17 protein-coding genes, 1 tRNA gene and 1 pseudogene are annotated in these 13,774 nt (G+C 57.5%); 14 read left to right on the top strand and 5 right to left on the bottom strand.

All coding sequences use genetic code 11. The features are described 5' to 3' along the window. Positions 1-16: 16 nt before the first annotated feature. Genes rbsK through JTY93_RS17370 form a run of 3 tightly spaced genes read left to right on the top strand, consistent with a single transcriptional unit; the run spans position 17 to position 2,389 of the window. The gene (rbsK, locus tag JTY93_RS17380) at positions 17-934 is read left to right on the top strand and encodes a ribokinase (protein WP_205476651.1); all 918 of its coding nucleotides are present in this window, start codon (positions 17-19) and stop codon (positions 932-934) included. Next, positions 931-1,332, top strand: a complete 402-nt coding sequence (rbsD, locus tag JTY93_RS17375; protein WP_169998051.1) for a D-ribose pyranase — start codon at positions 931-933, stop codon at positions 1,330-1,332. Before rbsK ends, rbsD begins: the two co-directional genes overlap by 4 nt. Positions 1,333-1,360: 28 nt before the next feature. Next, on the top strand, positions 1,361-2,389 hold the full coding sequence (locus tag JTY93_RS17370; RefSeq protein ID WP_205476652.1) for a nucleoside hydrolase: 1,029 nt from the start codon (positions 1,361-1,363) through the stop codon (positions 2,387-2,389). Positions 2,390-2,408: 19 nt separating this feature from the next. Here JTY93_RS17370 and JTY93_RS17365 read toward each other — a convergent pair whose 3' ends face one another. After that, a complete protein-coding gene (locus JTY93_RS17365) occupies positions 2,409-2,621 on the bottom strand; it encodes a hypothetical protein (RefSeq protein ID WP_205476653.1) in 213 nt (70 codons plus the stop codon). A 136-nt stretch (positions 2,622-2,757) separates the two neighbouring features. On the opposite strand from JTY93_RS17365, the gene JTY93_RS17360 reads away from it, so the two are divergent. Further along, entirely contained in the window at positions 2,758-3,063 is a 306-nt protein-coding gene (locus JTY93_RS17360; RefSeq protein ID WP_205476654.1) for a hypothetical protein, read from the top strand. 149 nt (positions 3,064-3,212) lie between these two features. Beyond that, a complete protein-coding gene (locus JTY93_RS17355) occupies positions 3,213-3,533 on the top strand; it encodes an I78 family peptidase inhibitor (protein ID WP_169998057.1) in 321 nt (106 codons plus the stop codon). Between the two features lie 72 nt (positions 3,534-3,605). Here JTY93_RS17355 and JTY93_RS17350 read toward each other — a convergent pair whose 3' ends face one another. Both JTY93_RS17350 and JTY93_RS17345 read right to left on the bottom strand, forming a co-directional pair. Further along, positions 3,606-3,818: a cold-shock protein gene (locus JTY93_RS17350; protein WP_007905882.1), complete on the bottom strand. Its 213-nt coding sequence runs from the start codon at positions 3,816-3,818 to the stop codon at positions 3,606-3,608. Between the two features lie 289 nt (positions 3,819-4,107). Then, positions 4,108-4,419 carry a hypothetical protein gene (locus JTY93_RS17345; RefSeq protein WP_205476655.1) on the bottom strand — a complete coding sequence of 104 codons (312 nt, stop codon included), beginning with the start codon at positions 4,417-4,419 and terminating at the stop codon, positions 4,108-4,110. Between the two features lie 351 nt (positions 4,420-4,770). On the opposite strand from JTY93_RS17345, the gene thrS reads away from it, so the two are divergent. From thrS to JTY93_RS17300, 9 genes are all read left to right on the top strand, one after another. After that, on the top strand, positions 4,771-6,693 hold the full coding sequence (gene thrS, locus JTY93_RS17340) for a threonine--tRNA ligase (protein ID WP_205476656.1): 1,923 nt from the start codon (positions 4,771-4,773) through the stop codon (positions 6,691-6,693). Beyond that, the gene (infC, locus tag JTY93_RS17335) at positions 6,693-7,244 is read left to right on the top strand and encodes a translation initiation factor IF-3 (RefSeq protein ID WP_169960276.1); all 552 of its coding nucleotides are present in this window, start codon (positions 6,693-6,695) and stop codon (positions 7,242-7,244) included. Before thrS ends, infC begins: the two co-directional genes overlap by 1 nt. Before the next feature lie 60 nt (positions 7,245-7,304). After that, a complete protein-coding gene (gene rpmI, locus JTY93_RS17330) occupies positions 7,305-7,499 on the top strand; it encodes a 50S ribosomal protein L35 (protein ID WP_002553160.1) in 195 nt (64 codons plus the stop codon). Between the two features lie 29 nt (positions 7,500-7,528). After that, positions 7,529-7,885: a 50S ribosomal protein L20 gene (gene rplT, locus JTY93_RS17325; protein WP_003174975.1), complete on the top strand. Its 357-nt coding sequence runs from the start codon at positions 7,529-7,531 to the stop codon at positions 7,883-7,885. A 108-nt stretch (positions 7,886-7,993) separates the two neighbouring features. Then, positions 7,994-9,010 (top strand): phenylalanine--tRNA ligase subunit alpha, encoded by a 1,017-nt coding sequence (gene pheS, locus JTY93_RS17320; RefSeq protein ID WP_003203624.1) that lies wholly within the window; start codon positions 7,994-7,996, stop codon positions 9,008-9,010. Between the two features lie 26 nt (positions 9,011-9,036). Further along, positions 9,037-11,415: a phenylalanine--tRNA ligase subunit beta gene (gene pheT / locus JTY93_RS17315; RefSeq protein ID WP_205476657.1), complete on the top strand. Its 2,379-nt coding sequence runs from the start codon at positions 9,037-9,039 to the stop codon at positions 11,413-11,415. Positions 11,416-11,418: 3 nt separating this feature from the next. Beyond that, on the top strand, positions 11,419-11,721 hold the full coding sequence (gene ihfA / locus JTY93_RS17310) for an integration host factor subunit alpha (protein WP_002553164.1): 303 nt from the start codon (positions 11,419-11,421) through the stop codon (positions 11,719-11,721). Beyond that, complete coding sequence (locus JTY93_RS17305; protein WP_003174972.1) at positions 11,702-12,058, top strand: MerR family transcriptional regulator; 357 nt, start codon at positions 11,702-11,704, stop codon at positions 12,056-12,058. Before ihfA ends, JTY93_RS17305 begins: the two co-directional genes overlap by 20 nt. Before the next feature lie 90 nt (positions 12,059-12,148). Continuing rightward, positions 12,149-12,225, top strand: a tRNA-Pro gene (locus JTY93_RS17300). Between the two features lie 78 nt (positions 12,226-12,303). On the opposite strand, the pseudogene JTY93_RS17295 reads toward JTY93_RS17300, so the two are convergent. Both JTY93_RS17295 and JTY93_RS17290 read right to left on the bottom strand, forming a co-directional pair. Next, positions 12,304-13,415, bottom strand: a pseudogene (locus tag JTY93_RS17295) (phage integrase Arm DNA-binding domain-containing protein). Beyond that, on the bottom strand, positions 13,415-13,627 hold the full coding sequence (locus JTY93_RS17290) for a hypothetical protein (protein ID WP_205476658.1): 213 nt from the start codon (positions 13,625-13,627) through the stop codon (positions 13,415-13,417). The pseudogene JTY93_RS17295 and the gene JTY93_RS17290 overlap by 1 nt, the downstream one beginning before the upstream one ends. Between the last annotated feature and the right edge of the window lie 147 nt (positions 13,628-13,774).

Genomic DNA, 13,774 nt, shown 5'->3' with positions numbered 1-13,774 from the left:
TGATGAGTATTGATGTATGCCAGCAAAAGTAGTGGTAGTAGGCAGCCTGAACATGGACCTGGTGACCCGCGCCAGTCGACTGCCTCGCGGTGGTGAAACCCTGGTCGGCCAGTCGTTTGCCACCGTGCCGGGCGGCAAGGGCGCCAATCAGGCGGTGGCTGCGGCGCGTCTGGGGGCTGACGTGGCGATGATCGGCTGCGTGGGCAGCGATGCCTATGGCGCCCAGTTGCGTGACGCGTTGTTGGTGGAGGGAATCGACTGCCAGGCCGTCAGCGAGGTAGAGGGCTCCAGCGGTGTTGCGCTGATTGTCGTGGATGACAGCAGTCAGAATGCGATCGTGATTGTCGCTGGCAGCAACGGCCAACTGACACCCGCGTCACTGCTGGCATTCGACGCTGTGCTGCAGGCGGCCGAGGTGGTTGTCTGCCAGCTCGAAGTGCCCATGGACACCGTAGGGTATGTGCTCAAGCGCGCTCGCGCACTGGGCAAGACGGTGATCCTCAACCCTGCGCCTGCCAGCGGGCCGTTGCCGGCAGACTGGTACGCAGCGATCGACTACCTGATCCCCAACGAAAGCGAAGCATCGGCCTTGAGCGGTGTGCCGGTTGACTCGCTGGACTCGGCCAAGGTTGCGGCTACGCATCTGCTAAACGCCGGTGCGGGCAAGGTGATTGTGACCCTGGGCTCGCAAGGCGCGCTGTTCGCCAACGGCCAGGGTTTCGAGCATCTGCTGGCGCCCAAGGTCCAGGCAGTGGATACCACGGCGGCGGGCGATACCTTTGTCGGCGGCTTTGCCGCAGCACTTGCCAACGGGCAGGGCGAGGCCGAGGCCATCCGTTTTGGCCAGGTCGCGGCGGCGCTGTCGGTCACCCGTGCCGGGGCGCAACCCTCCATTCCCATGTTGCATGACGTTCAAGGCTTTGCTCGCCCATGAAAAAGACCCCATTGCTCAATATTGCCCTGTCGCGGTTGATCGCCTCCCTCGGCCATGGCGACATCCTGGTGATCGGCGATGCCGGCCTGCCGGTGCCGCCGGGTGTGGAGTTGATCGATCTGGCGCTGACCCAGGGCATTCCTGATTTCATTAGCACCCTGCGCATTGTGCTCACGGAGATGCAGGTTGAAAGCCACGTATTGGCCGAAGAAATCCTGCACAAGCAGCCGCCGGCGCTGGCTGATCTCAATGCGCTGGACCCGGGCGACCTGGGTGAGCGGCGCCTGCTCAGCCATGAAGCATTCAAACTGCTCAGTCACAAGGCGCGCGCGGTGGTGCGTACTGGCGAGTGTCAGCCCTACTGTAATATCGCGCTGGTGTCTGGCGTGACTTTCTAGCATTTCCCACAATGACAAGGAGTGCGTCATGCAACGTAGAACCCCAACCCTGCGACACCTGTTTCGGAGTGTGCTGCTTTTGTCCGTGCTAACTGCTGCAAGCGCCCAGGCGGCGGAAAAAATCGACCTGATCATTGATACCGATCCGGGCGCCGACGACGTGGTGGCGTTGCTGTTTGCAATGGCCTCGCCAGAGGAGCTGAACATTCGTGCGTTGACCACGGTGGCCGGCAACGTGCGCCTGGACAAGACCTCGCGCAATGCGCGATTGGCTCGCGAGTGGGCAGGGCGTGAAGAGATTCCTGTGTATGCCGGTGCGCCGAAGCCGCTGCTGCGCACGCCGATCTATGCCGAGAATATTCACGGCAAGGAAGGCATTTCCGGTGTCACCGTACACGAACCGAAAAAAGGCCTGGCCGACGGCAATGCGGTCGACTACCTAATCAACACCCTGAGCACCGCCAAGCCCCATAGCATCACCATTGCCATGCTCGGCCCACAGACTAACCTGGCACTGGCGCTGACCCAGGCGCCGGAAATCACCCAGGGCATCAAGGAAGTGGTGGTCATGGGCGGCGCGCATTTCAATGGCGGCAACATTACGCCGGTGGCCGAGTTCAATCTGTTTGCCGATCCGGCCGCCGCTGAAATTGTCCTTAAAAGTGGCATCAAGCTGACCTACCTGCCGCTGGACGTGACCCACAAAATACTGACCAGTGAGGCGCGTCTGAAGAAGATCGCCGACCTGAACAACAACGCCAGCAAGGTGGTGGGCGATATTCTTAATGAATACGTCAAGGGCGATATGGAGCACTACGGTCTGAAGGGCGGCCCGGTGCATGACGCCACCGTAATCGGTTATCTGCTCAAGCCTGAGCTGTTCTCCGGGCGCCAGGTCAACATGGTGGTCGATAGCCGCGAAGGCCCAACGTTCGGCCAGACCATCGTCGACTGGTACGACGGCCTCAAGCACGACAAGAACGTGTTTTGGGTTGAAAACGGTGATGCCCAGGGCTTTTTCGACCTGCTCACTGAGCGCCTGGCGCGCCTGAAGTAAGACGCCTGCCGGTTGGTTTCTATTCGCGCAGCGGGTCTCCGACCCCCATATGGTCGGCCGGGTATTTCTCGAATATCTGGCCGATAAAGGCCTGTGCGGCCTGGGTGCCCAGTTCCTTGACCAGCAGGTCTATGCCGATGATTGCCAATTCTTCCGGGCTGCCTGGGCTGTAGGAACTTTGCCCTTGAGGCCATTTGGCTTTGATATCGGCATTGATGGTAACGATGGTCATCGGGTTCTCGCGGCTCGCTTAGGGCTGGACTGGCATGGGGAGTTAACCATTTTGCGCAGTGTTTGGCACTGCTACTTAGGCATGAGGGGAGCGCTGTGCGACACTGGCGCTCTGTTTAATTGCCAGGACAAGCCGCGTGCACATCGATTTGAACAACCCCAACAGCCTCACATTGGAAGCCGTTCGCCAAATGATTGCCAGTGCCAGCGACGACCAGCACACGCAACTGCGGGTCACCCAGGGTGGCCTGGCCTACATCTCTTCTGGGGTGGTAGGCGGGAGTGATATCGAAGGGTTGCTGTTTCGCTTGGAGACCTGGGCGGCAGGGTCCGGTTATGTCGGTAGCGTGGCGGCCAGCGACGAGGTGTGGGTCATGCAGATTTACAATGCGCTGAAGCAGAACTGGCCGAACCCGCCCTTTGACTACATCGATATCTACTGACGCTCATTCATATCTGGTGACGATTGATTCGTCAGGCCATGACGCCGAGTCAGGCAGACTCGCCTACGGCCAATTGTGACAATTCTGAAACCAATTGGCCAAATCACGGTCGCACGATCTCTGTCCATTTTTTTATCAAAGGAGGCTTCATGCCTTGGAAGCTCGCATCATTCGGTACCTTGTTGGCGGCAGCCGTCCTGGCGGGCTGCAGCACTGCGGGTACCTCTGAGCCGGCCAAAGACACGGCTGCGGCTGAGCCTGTTCATACACGCTGTGAATCGAAGGCTGCGGCGTTTGCAGTCGGCCAGAAAGCCTCGCCGCAATTGCTGGAGCAGGCCCGTACCCGTGCTGGTGCGCAGAATGCACGCATTCTCAAGCCCAACGATATGATCACCCTCGAATACCGCTCAGATCGCCTGAACCTCAATACCGATGACAACCTGGTGATCACCCGCGTCAATTGCGGCTGATAACACAGCGCTTTTGCATCACCCATAAAAAACCCCGTCACATGGACGGGGTTTTTTTGATTGGCGTAGAGATTACTCTGCGCGAACCTGTGCAGCTTGCATACCCTTTTGGCCTTTCTCAGCCACGAAGGAAACGGTTTGGCCTTCTTTCAGGCTTTTGAAACCGTCGCTTTCGATAGCTTTGAAGTGTACGAACAGGTCGTCACCGCCACCTTGAGGAGTGATGAAGCCGAAGCCTTTTTCATCGTTGAACCATTTAACGGTGCCGGTTTGGCGATTAGACATGGTGTATCTCCAAGAAACATATATTTTCAGTAGTGCTGTGCTGCTCAGGCCAACTGGGCACACTGGGCTATCATAGTCGAAATGTTCGGCTTGGGAGCCCCCCCAAGGCACCGTTTGCTAATCAATCGCGTTTTCTTCAGTGCCTTGGCTGGCTGTAAGCCCCGGTTTACGGGGCTTTTGCACGAAATATCAGCTAGTAAAAAAAGCCGTAAAAGCTGTGTAAATTGTGCGAAATAGCAGTTTTCAAAGGGTTTTCAGGCCATTTTGGTGGGCTGATTTCTCGCCGCGCTTACTTTTTCTTCACGACCTTGCAGGACGAAATAGCCGCGACTGCTTTGTTTTTAAGCTCCGGGCTGGCGTTCTGATTGGTCATCAGTTCCTTGATTTCCGCAGTGCTCAATTCCGCGTTGATTTTGTCCGCGCCGCATTCGCAATGAGCTTTGGCGGTTTTGGCATCAACGTTCTGGCTGGCGGCTGCGCTGCAGTCGTTAATGAAGGCATCGCGAGCCCCCGCAGGCCAGTTGGAGGACGCGGCGGCGTGTGCACCAATGGAGAAGAGGGTCAGGGAAGCGGCTAGGGCGAAGATCGAGGTGCTGCGCATGGTGAGATGCTCCTTGAGTCGATAGGACGGACGGCGATTTTCAGTGTGTTTGAGGCCTGCCGTACAGCCCAAGTTCATTTTTGGCTGCAAAAGCCTAGGGTTTGTTGCTACCAGGCTGCAGGGCCGCGCCATGACCGTTCATCTGTGCTAGCATCCTCGACCTGGCTTTTTTCTTGCCAGGTTCCTTTTTGTTTAACTCCAGTCACTCTGGTTCGATTATCGGTTGGCCGAAAGGCTCCTGCCGCTGTAAGGCAGGCGTTCAGCAATGAGCGGCCTGGTGTTGGATCTTGTACTGGCTCATCCCAACCCACGTGACCTTTGGTAGGGGTCACCACTAGGAGAGGAGGCGCCATGCCAACTATTACTCTTCCCGACGGCAGTCAACGTACATTCGAACATTCGGTTTCCGTAGCCGAGGTCGCCGCATCCATCGGTGCAGGCCTGGCCAAGGCCACCGTAGCCGGCAAGGTCGACGGCAAGCTGGTTGACGCCAGCGACCTGATCACCTCCGATGCCAGCCTGCAAATCATCACGCCCAAGGATCAAGAGGGGTTGGAGATCATTCGCCACTCTTGCGCGCACTTGATTGGCCATGCGGTCAAGCAACTGTATCCAACCGCGAAGATGGTGATCGGCCCGGTCATCGAAGAAGGCTTCTATTACGATATCGCCTACGAGCGTCCTTTTACTCCGGACGACCTGGCAGCCATCGAACAGCGCATGCATGCACTGATCGAGAAAGATTACGACGTCATCAAGAAAGTCACGCCGCGCGCCGAAGTGATCGACGTGTTTACCGCCCGTGGCGAGGACTACAAGCTGCGTCTGGTAGAAGACATGCCGGACGAGCAGGCCATGGGCCTGTATTACCACGAAGAATATGTCGATATGTGCCGTGGTCCGCACGTGCCGAACACGCGCTTCCTCAAGTCGTTCAAGCTGACCAAGTTGTCCGGTGCCTACTGGCGCGGTGACGCGAAGAACGAGCAGTTGCAACGGATCTACGGCACCGCCTGGGCTGACAAGAAGCAGTTGGCCGCCTACATACAGCGCATCGAAGAGGCCGAAAAGCGCGACCACCGCAAAATCGGTAAACGCTTGAACCTGTTTCACCTCCAGGAAGAAGCGCCGGGCATGGTGTTCTGGCACCCGAACGGCTGGACCCTGTACCAGGTACTTGAGCAGTACATGCGTAAGGTTCAGCGCGACAACGGTTACCTGGAGATCAAGACTCCCCAGGTTGTTGACCGCAGCCTGTGGGAGAAATCCGGGCATTGGGCCAACTACGCCGACAACATGTTCACCACCCAGTCGGAAAACCGCGACTACGCGATCAAGCCGATGAACTGTCCGTGCCATGTGCAGGTGTTCAACCAAGGCCTGAAGAGCTACCGCGAGTTGCCGATGCGCCTGGCCGAGTTCGGTGCTTGCCACCGTAACGAGCCATCGGGTGCGCTGCACGGCATCATGCGCGTGCGCGGCTTCACTCAGGATGACGCCCACATCTTCTGCACCGAAGAGCAGATGCAGGCTGAATCCGCCGCGTTCATCAAGTTGACCATGGACGTTTATCGCGATTTCGGCTTTACCGAAGTGGAAATGAAGTTGTCCACTCGTCCGGAAAAACGCGTCGGCTCCGACGAGTTGTGGGATCGCGCCGAAGCCGCACTGGCCGCAGCGCTAGACAGTGCGGGCCTTGCGTACGATCTGCAGCCGGGCGAAGGCGCCTTCTACGGTCCTAAGATCGAGTTCTCGCTGAAAGATTGCCTCGGTCGCGTCTGGCAGTGTGGTACCCTGCAGCTCGATTTTAACCTGCCGATCCGTCTGGGAGCCGAATACGTCTCCGAAGACAACAGCCGTAAACACCCGGTTATGTTGCACCGGGCGATCCTCGGCTCGTTCGAACGGTTCGTCGGGATCCTGATCGAGCACTACGAGGGCGCGTTCCCTGCGTGGCTGGCTCCGACCCAGGCAGTGATCATGAATATCACTGATAAACAGGCCGAATTTGCCGCTGAAGTGGAAAAAACACTCAACGAAAGCGGGTTTCGTGCCAAGTCCGACTTGAGAAATGAAAAGATCGGCTTTAAAATCCGCGAGCATACTTTGCTCAAGGTTCCCTATCTTTTGGTTATCGGAGATCGGGAAGTCGAGATGCAGACTGTCGCTGTGCGTACTCGTGAAGGTGCTGACCTGGGCTCGATGCCCGTCGCCCAGTTCGCTGAGTTCCTCGCGCAAGCGGTTTCCCGGCGTGGTCGCCCAGATTCGGAGTAATTACTATTAAGCGTGAAATGAGACAAGATAAACGAGCTGCACCGAAAGCCCCGATCAACGAGAATATCTCGGCACGCGAGGTTCGGTTAATTGGGGCTGAGGGTGAGCAGCTTGGGATTGTGTCAATTGAAGACGCGCTTCTTAAGGCTGAAGAAGCCAAGCTCGATTTGGTGGAAATTTCCGCCGATGCTGTACCGCCTGTCTGCAAGCTGATGGACTACGGCAAATCGATCTTCGAAAAGAAGAAGCAGATTGCCGCAGCCAAGAAAAACCAGAAGCAGATCCAGGTTAAAGAAATCAAGTTTCGTCCAGGGACGGAGGAAGGGGATTACCAGGTAAAACTGCGCAACCTGGTACGTTTCCTGAGTGATGGGGACAGGGCCAAGGTATCCTTGCGATTCCGCGGCCGTGAGATGGCCCACCAGGAGCTGGGTATGGAACTCCTCAAGCGGGTTGAAGCTGACCTGCTGGAGTACGGTTCCGTCGAACAGCATCCTAAGATGGAAGGACGCCAGCTGATCATGGTCATCGCCCCGAAAAAGAAGAAGTAATCAATAGGGCACGGCAGGCCTTCTGATTATGTTTATCAACTGAATGCGGAGTATCCGAACATGCCAAAGATGAAGACTAAAAGTGGTGCTGCTAAGCGGTTTCTGAAAACTGCTAACGGTATCAAGCACAAGCACGCTTTCAAGAGCCACATCCTGACCAAAATGTCGACCAAGCGTAAGCGTCAACTGCGCGGTAGCAGCTTGCTGCATCCGTCTGACGTGGCAAAAGTCGAGCGCATGCTGCGCCTTCGTTAATTTTGGATCAAGAATAGAGGAAGTAACTCATGGCTCGTGTAAAGCGTGGCGTCATTGCCCGTAAGCGTCACAAAAAAATTCTGAAACTCGCTAAAGGCTACTACGGCGCGCGTTCACGCGTATTCCGTGTTGCCAAGCAAGCGGTAATCAAGGCAGGCCAATACGCCTACCGTGACCGTCGTCAGAAAAAACGTCAGTTCCGCGCTCTGTGGATCGCCCGTATCAATGCTGGTGCTCGTGTTAACGGTCTGTCCTACAGCCGTTTCATCGCTGGCCTGAAAAAAGCGTCCATCGAAATCGACCGTAAGGTTCTGGCTGAACTGGCCGTGAACGAAAAAGCGGTGTTTGCTGCGATTGTCGAGAAAGCTAAAGCCACCTTGGCTTAAGTACCCCCGACAGTCACCCTGGGCTACTCCGTAGTCCAAGGTGGTAAACGTCATAAATAGGGGAAGAGCCTTCAAGCTCTTCCCCTATTTTGTATCTGGAGTCTGTACATGGAAAACCTGGACGCGCTGGTCGCTCAAGCTCTTGAGGCTGTGCAAAGCGCTGAAGATATCAATGCCCTGGAGCAAATCCGGGTTCACTACCTTGGCAAAAAAGGTGAATTGACTCAGGTGATGAAGACCCTGGGCAATCTGCCGGCAGAAGAGCGCCCGCAAGTCGGTGCGCTGATCAACGTTGCCAAGGAGCGTGTCACAGAGGTTCTCAATGCGCGCAAGGCGTTGTTCGAGGAGGCCGATCTTGCGGCCAAGCTCGCCGCCGAGTCCATTGACGTGACCCTGCCTGGCCGCGGCCAGACCTCTGGCGGTCTGCATCCGGTTACCCGGACTCTGGAACGTATCGAGCAGTTCTTTACCCACATCGGCTACGGCATTGCCGAAGGCCCTGAGGTTGAAGACGACTATCACAACTTCGAGGCGCTCAACATCCCAGGCCATCACCCGGCCCGGTCGATGCACGACACCTTCTATTTCAATGCGAACATGTTGTTGCGCACCCATACCTCGCCGGTACAGGTCCGCACCATGGAATCGCAGCAGCCGCCGATCCGCATCGTCTGCCCTGGCCGTGTGTACCGTAGCGACTCCGATATCACCCACTCGCCGATGTTCCACCAGGTCGAAGGCCTGCTGGTTGATCGCGACATCAATTTCGCCGACCTCAAAGGCACCATCGAAGAATTCCTGCGGGTGTTCTTCGAAAAAGAGCTGGCGGTACGTTTCCGTCCGTCGTACTTCCCGTTCACCGAGCCTTCCGCTGAAGTCGACATGGAATGCGTGATGTGCAGCGGTAAAGGCTGCCGTGTCTGCAAGCAGACTGGCTGGCTGGAAGTCATGGGTTGCGGCATGGTTCACCCCAACGTGCTGCGCATGTCCGGGATCGACCCGGAAGAGTTCTCGGGCTTTGCCTTCGGCATGGGCGTTGAGCGTCTGGCCATGCTGCGTTACGGCGTGAACGACTTGCGCCTGTTCTTCGACAACGACTTGCGGTTCCTCGCGCAATTTCGCTAGTCGTAACGAACCTTTAGGAGAGCAGGATGAAATTCAGTGAACAATGGCTGCGTGGCTGGGTAAGCCCGCAGGTAAATCGCGATGAGCTGGTTGCTCGTTTGTCGATGGCCGGCCTTGAGGTCGATAGCGTTACGCCGGCCGCCGGTGTTTTCAGTGGCGTGGTGGTGGGCGAGGTGCTGAGCACCGAGCAGCATCCGGACGCCGACAAGTTGCGTGTGTGCCAGGTCAGCAATGGGGCGGAAACCTTCCAGGTCGTGTGCGGAGCGCCAAACGTGCGCCCGGGCCTGAAGATTCCGTTCGCGATGATCGGTGCCGAGCTGCCCGGTGATTTCAAAATCAAGAAAGCCAAGCTGCGGGGTGTCGAGTCCAACGGCATGCTGTGCTCCCAGGCGGAGTTGCAGGTTGGCGAAGGCAATGATGGCCTGATGGAACTGCCGACCGATGCGCCAGTGGGCCAGGACATTCGTGTCTACCTGGACCTGGAAGACGCCAGCATCGAGGTCGACCTGACCCCGAACCGTGGCGACTGCCTGTCCCTGGCCGGCCTGGCCCGTGAAGTGGGCGCGTTGTACAACGCTCCGGTCACGCGTCCAGTGGTTGCCGCTGTGCCTGCGGTGCACGATGAAGTACGCCAGATCGAAGTGCTGGCACCGCATGCGTGCCCACGTTATCTGGGCCGTGTGATCCGTAATGTCGACCTGTCCAAGCCGACTCCGCTGTGGATGGTCGAGCGCCTGCGTCGCGGCGACGTGCGCAGCATCGATGCAGCCGTCGACATTACCAACTACGTGATGCTGGAGCTGGGTCAGCCGCTGCATGCCTTCGACCTTGCCGAAATCAACGGTGGGATTCGTGTGCGTATGGCCGAGGAGGGCGAAAAACTGGTCTTGCTCGACGGTCAGGAAGTCACCCTGCGTAGCGATACGCTGGTGATCGCCGACCACTCCCGCGCCCTGGCCATTGCCGGTGTGATGGGCGGTGAGCACAGTGGCGTATCCGCGACGACCCGTGATGTATTCCTGGAAAGCGCTTTCTTTGACCAGATCGCCGTGGCAGGCAAGGCTCGTTCCTACGGCCTGCACACCGATGCCTCGCACCGCTACGAGCGTGGCGTGGACTGGCAACTGGCCCGTGAAGCCATGGAGCGGGCCACCGGGCTGTTGCTGGAAATCACCGGTGGCGAAGCTGGCCCGATCATCGAGGCCGTCAGCGAGCAACACTTGCCTTCGATTGCACCGGTGACACTGCGCGCCCAGCGCGTCGAGCAAATGCTTGGGCTGGTGATTGAAGAAGCGGAAATCGTGCGTCTGCTGACCGGCCTTGGCCTGGGCATCAGCGCTGATGGGGCAGGGCAGTGGCGTGTAGAAGTGCCAAGCCATCGCTTCGATATCAGCCTTGAAGTCGACCTGATCGAAGAGCTAGCCCGCCTGTACGGCTACAACCGCCTGCCGGTTCGTTACCCGCAAGCGCGCCTGGCCCCGCAACCCAAGGCTGAAGCTCGTGCGCACCTGCCAGAGCTGCGCCGTCTGCTGGTCGCCCGTGGTTATCAAGAAGCCGTGACCTACAGCTTCATCGACCCCAAGCAATTCGAGCTGTTCAACCCGGGTGTCGAGCCGCTGTTGCTGGCCAACCCGATCTCCAACGACATGGCGGCCATGCGTTCGTCCCTTTGGCCAGGCCTGGTGAAAGCGCTTTCCCACAACCTGAACCGTCAGCAGGATCGTGTGCGCATGTTTGAAAGCGGCCTGCGCTTTGTCGGCCAATTGGATGGCCTGAAGCAAGAGCCGATGCTGGCCGGTGTGGTCTGCGGCAGCCGTCTGCCGGAAGGTTGGGCACAAGGTCGCGACCCTGTGGACTTCTTTGACGTCAAGGCCGATGTGGAAGCGGTCCTGGGCTTTGCCGGCGCGCTGGATGCCTTCACGTTTGTTCCCGGCAGCCACCCAGCGTTGCATCCAGGCCAGACTGCGCGTATCGAGCGCGAAGGTCGCCTGGTCGGTTTCGTTGGTGCTATCCACCCTGAACTGTCGAAAACCCTCGGTCTCGACCGTCCGGTCTTCGTCTTCGAGTTGGTATTGGCTGAAGTCGCTTCTGGCAAGATGCCAAAATTCAGCGAGCTGTCGCGTTTCCCGGAAGTACGTCGTGACCTGGCCCTGGTGGCGGATCGTGATGTAGCGGCCAGCGCCGTGCTGGAAGTAATCCGAGAAAATGCAGGCGAATGGCTGACGGACCTCAGGCTATTTGACGTCTATCAGGGTAAAGGCATTGATCCGCATAGAAAAAGCCTTGCAGTTGGCTTGACCTGGCAGCATCCATCGCGCACTCTTAATGACGATGAGGTGAATACCACGACGCAAAATATCCTCACCTCGCTCGAACAAAGGTTGAACGCCACGTTAAGGAAGTGACGTATGGGGGCTTTGACGAAAGCTGAGATGGCGGAACGTCTGTACGAAGAGTTGGGTCTGAACAAGCGCGAGGCCAAGGAATTGGTCGAGCTGTTTTTTGAAGAAATCAGGCACGCTCTGGAAGACAACGAACAGGTCAAATTGTCCGGTTTCGGCAATTTTGACCTGCGGGACAAACGCCAGCGGCCTGGCCGCAATCCAAAAACGGGAGAAGAAATCCCGATCACGGCTCGCCGTGTGGTCACCTTTCGTCCAGGGCAGAAGTTGAAGGCCCGAGTTGAGGCTTATGCTGGAACCAAGTCATAACGACGAGCTACCCGTCATCCCAGGCAAACGCTACTTCACCATCGGTGAAGTCAGCGAGCTGTGTGCGGTAAAACCGCACGTGCTGCGCTATTGGGAGCAGGAGTTTCCTCAACTCAACCCCGTCAAACGTACTGGGAACCGTCGGTATTATCAGCGCCAGGATGTGCTGATGATCCGACAGATCCGCGCGTTGCTGTACGACCAAGGGTTCACCATCAGCGGCGCACGTCAGCGTATGTCCGGTGATGAAGCCAAAGACGACACCACCCAATACAAGCAACTGATCCGCCAGATGATCTCCGAACTGGAAGATGTGCTGGTTGTTTTGAAGAAGTGAAACAAGCCTTTAAAATACTTCCACATTTCAAATGCTTGCGGTATATTCCTGATCGCTTCGTTACGAAGCGAACCCAGTTTCACGCCTAGTCGGGGCGTAGCGCAGTCCGGTAGCGCACTAGCATGGGGTGCTAGGGGTCGAGTGTTCGAATCACTCCGTCCCGACCATATTTCCTGAGTAAAATCAGACACTTAAGCCGATCAGCTAAATCGGCTTTTTTGTGCCTGCGCAAAACCCGCGCAAAACTACCCGGTGATTTCGCTGATATTTAGATCTGGAATTGCTTCAGACCAGACGATTTCTGCGTGGTCCTTCTGGTAGTTCTTGGTCATCTTCTCGCTGGCTTGGCCTGCGATCTTCTGCCCGTCCTTTCCGACTTTCTGGTACAGGTGAAGCGATAGCGCTCGCACCTCATGGAAGCCTGGCATCTCTTCCTCCTTCCATCCCTTGTAACAGCCTGCTGCCTCCCGGGCCTCCTTGAAAGCCCGCGTCAAATATCTCTCTTCGACCTGGGTCCAGTGGTCCTTCGTCTGCGCTTGCTTTTGTTTCAGGCGATCTGGGCGACGGTGCACCAGGTAAGGCGAGGCGATATCATCCCGGCATCGACTGATCACCGCTTGCAGCTCTTCAGTTACCGTGAACCTGATCCATGCGGCATCGCTGGCCTTGGCTGTTTTTTGCTGCACCACATACAGGTACCCCTCCCGAACACCGTCAAATCGCATGTTAAGGATGTCGGTACGGCATTGGGCGGTGATCAAGGCCAAGTCGATTGCGTTTTGCAGCCACACTGGCGACTTCTCTCGGATGGCTTTCAAGCCTTCAATCGTGTGGCGCTTGCGCTGCTTCTTCTCGATCCGGTTGATGGTGCTCGCCGCCGGGTTGTCTGGGCACAACCCTTTAGCGGCGGCATGGTTGAAGATGTCGACCAGCAAGGCACGACACTGGTTTGCCGTCCTCGGGGTCAGTGCATCGAGCATCTCGGCGATCATGCGGATCGTGATCTGATCGACAGCTTTCCCTTCGAACTGCTTGCGGAAGCTTAGAAAATGCACTGCATAGAGCCCCAGGGTTCCCTTGGCCAGCTCGCGTGGCGGCAAGACATCGCGCTCGTAAGCATCGAGGAAGCCGGCGAAAGACTCGGATGAGTTCCCCATCACGGCGCCAATCAGGTCAGCCCCTTGCATGAACTCCAGGTTCAGTTGCTTAGCAGCGTCTATGGCTTTCAGGCGATCAGCGCCGAACGGGAAAACTTCCCCTAGGTAGGGCGCCGGTAGCGATATGTCCCGCGCGGCGCGTCGTAGTACAGGTTCTGCGGAAGGCTCTTGTTCGCAGTGTTGCGCGGCCGTGGGGACATCATGCAGCTCCTTTCATTACCATTGCGACAAGGTCGTTGTCGCTGGACGCGTTGAACCCCGCCCAGTCTACGTACCAGAGTTTCCCGATTTGCTCGCCCGGCACCCGGCCGTTGCGGATGTGGTTTCGAATAGCTTGTGGGCACTGCGGCGTGCCGTTTTCTCCCCAACGTCGGCGCTGAAATTCGCTGATCTTGATGAGTTCCTTTTTCATAGCTACCTCCCGGCGCCCGCTGTAGGCCGCGCTGTCTTGATGATGTGGATGATGAAACCGAAGGTGAGCAGCATCCAGGCGACGGTGCCTGCGAATGCTGCGACCAGGGTGGGCCGGTACCGGTGGAGAGCAGCTCCGGCACCTGCC

It is taken from the genome of Pseudomonas hygromyciniae (assembly GCF_016925675.1).
GTDB classification, from domain to species: Bacteria; Pseudomonadota; Gammaproteobacteria; order Pseudomonadales; family Pseudomonadaceae; genus Aquipseudomonas; species Aquipseudomonas hygromyciniae.
The sequence above is the reverse complement of the archived record's forward strand: the minus strand, read 5'-3'. Positions and strand labels throughout refer to the sequence as shown.

What these genes read in the sequence shown, in the direction of transcription:
- thrS (WP_205476656.1), top strand. Translation starts at nt 4,771, where the DNA reads ATGCCAACTATTACTCTTCCCGACGGCAGTCAACGTACATTCGAACAT.
- pheT (WP_205476657.1), top strand. Translation starts at nt 9,037, where the DNA reads ATGAAATTCAGTGAACAATGGCTGCGTGGCTGGGTAAGCCCGCAGGTA.
- JTY93_RS17365 (WP_205476653.1), bottom strand. Translation starts at nt 2,621, where the DNA reads ATGACCATCGTTACCATCAATGCCGATATCAAAGCCAAATGGCCTCAA.
- rbsD (WP_169998051.1), top strand. Translation starts at nt 931, where the DNA reads ATGAAAAAGACCCCATTGCTCAATATTGCCCTGTCGCGGTTGATCGCC.
- JTY93_RS17305 (WP_003174972.1), top strand. Translation starts at nt 11,702, where the DNA reads ATGCTGGAACCAAGTCATAACGACGAGCTACCCGTCATCCCAGGCAAA.
- JTY93_RS17290 (WP_205476658.1), bottom strand. Translation starts at nt 13,627, where the DNA reads ATGAAAAAGGAACTCATCAAGATCAGCGAATTTCAGCGCCGACGTTGG.
- JTY93_RS17345 (WP_205476655.1), bottom strand. Translation starts at nt 4,419, where the DNA reads ATGCGCAGCACCTCGATCTTCGCCCTAGCCGCTTCCCTGACCCTCTTC.
- pheS (WP_003203624.1), top strand. Translation starts at nt 7,994, where the DNA reads ATGGAAAACCTGGACGCGCTGGTCGCTCAAGCTCTTGAGGCTGTGCAA.
- JTY93_RS17355 (WP_169998057.1), top strand. Translation starts at nt 3,213, where the DNA reads ATGCCTTGGAAGCTCGCATCATTCGGTACCTTGTTGGCGGCAGCCGTC.
- rbsK (WP_205476651.1), top strand. Translation starts at nt 17, where the DNA reads ATGCCAGCAAAAGTAGTGGTAGTAGGCAGCCTGAACATGGACCTGGTG.
- rplT (WP_003174975.1), top strand. Translation starts at nt 7,529, where the DNA reads ATGGCTCGTGTAAAGCGTGGCGTCATTGCCCGTAAGCGTCACAAAAAA.
- JTY93_RS17350 (WP_007905882.1), bottom strand. Translation starts at nt 3,818, where the DNA reads ATGTCTAATCGCCAAACCGGCACCGTTAAATGGTTCAACGATGAAAAA.
- JTY93_RS17370 (WP_205476652.1), top strand. Translation starts at nt 1,361, where the DNA reads ATGCAACGTAGAACCCCAACCCTGCGACACCTGTTTCGGAGTGTGCTG.
- ihfA (WP_002553164.1), top strand. Translation starts at nt 11,419, where the DNA reads ATGGGGGCTTTGACGAAAGCTGAGATGGCGGAACGTCTGTACGAAGAG.
- rpmI (WP_002553160.1), top strand. Translation starts at nt 7,305, where the DNA reads ATGCCAAAGATGAAGACTAAAAGTGGTGCTGCTAAGCGGTTTCTGAAA.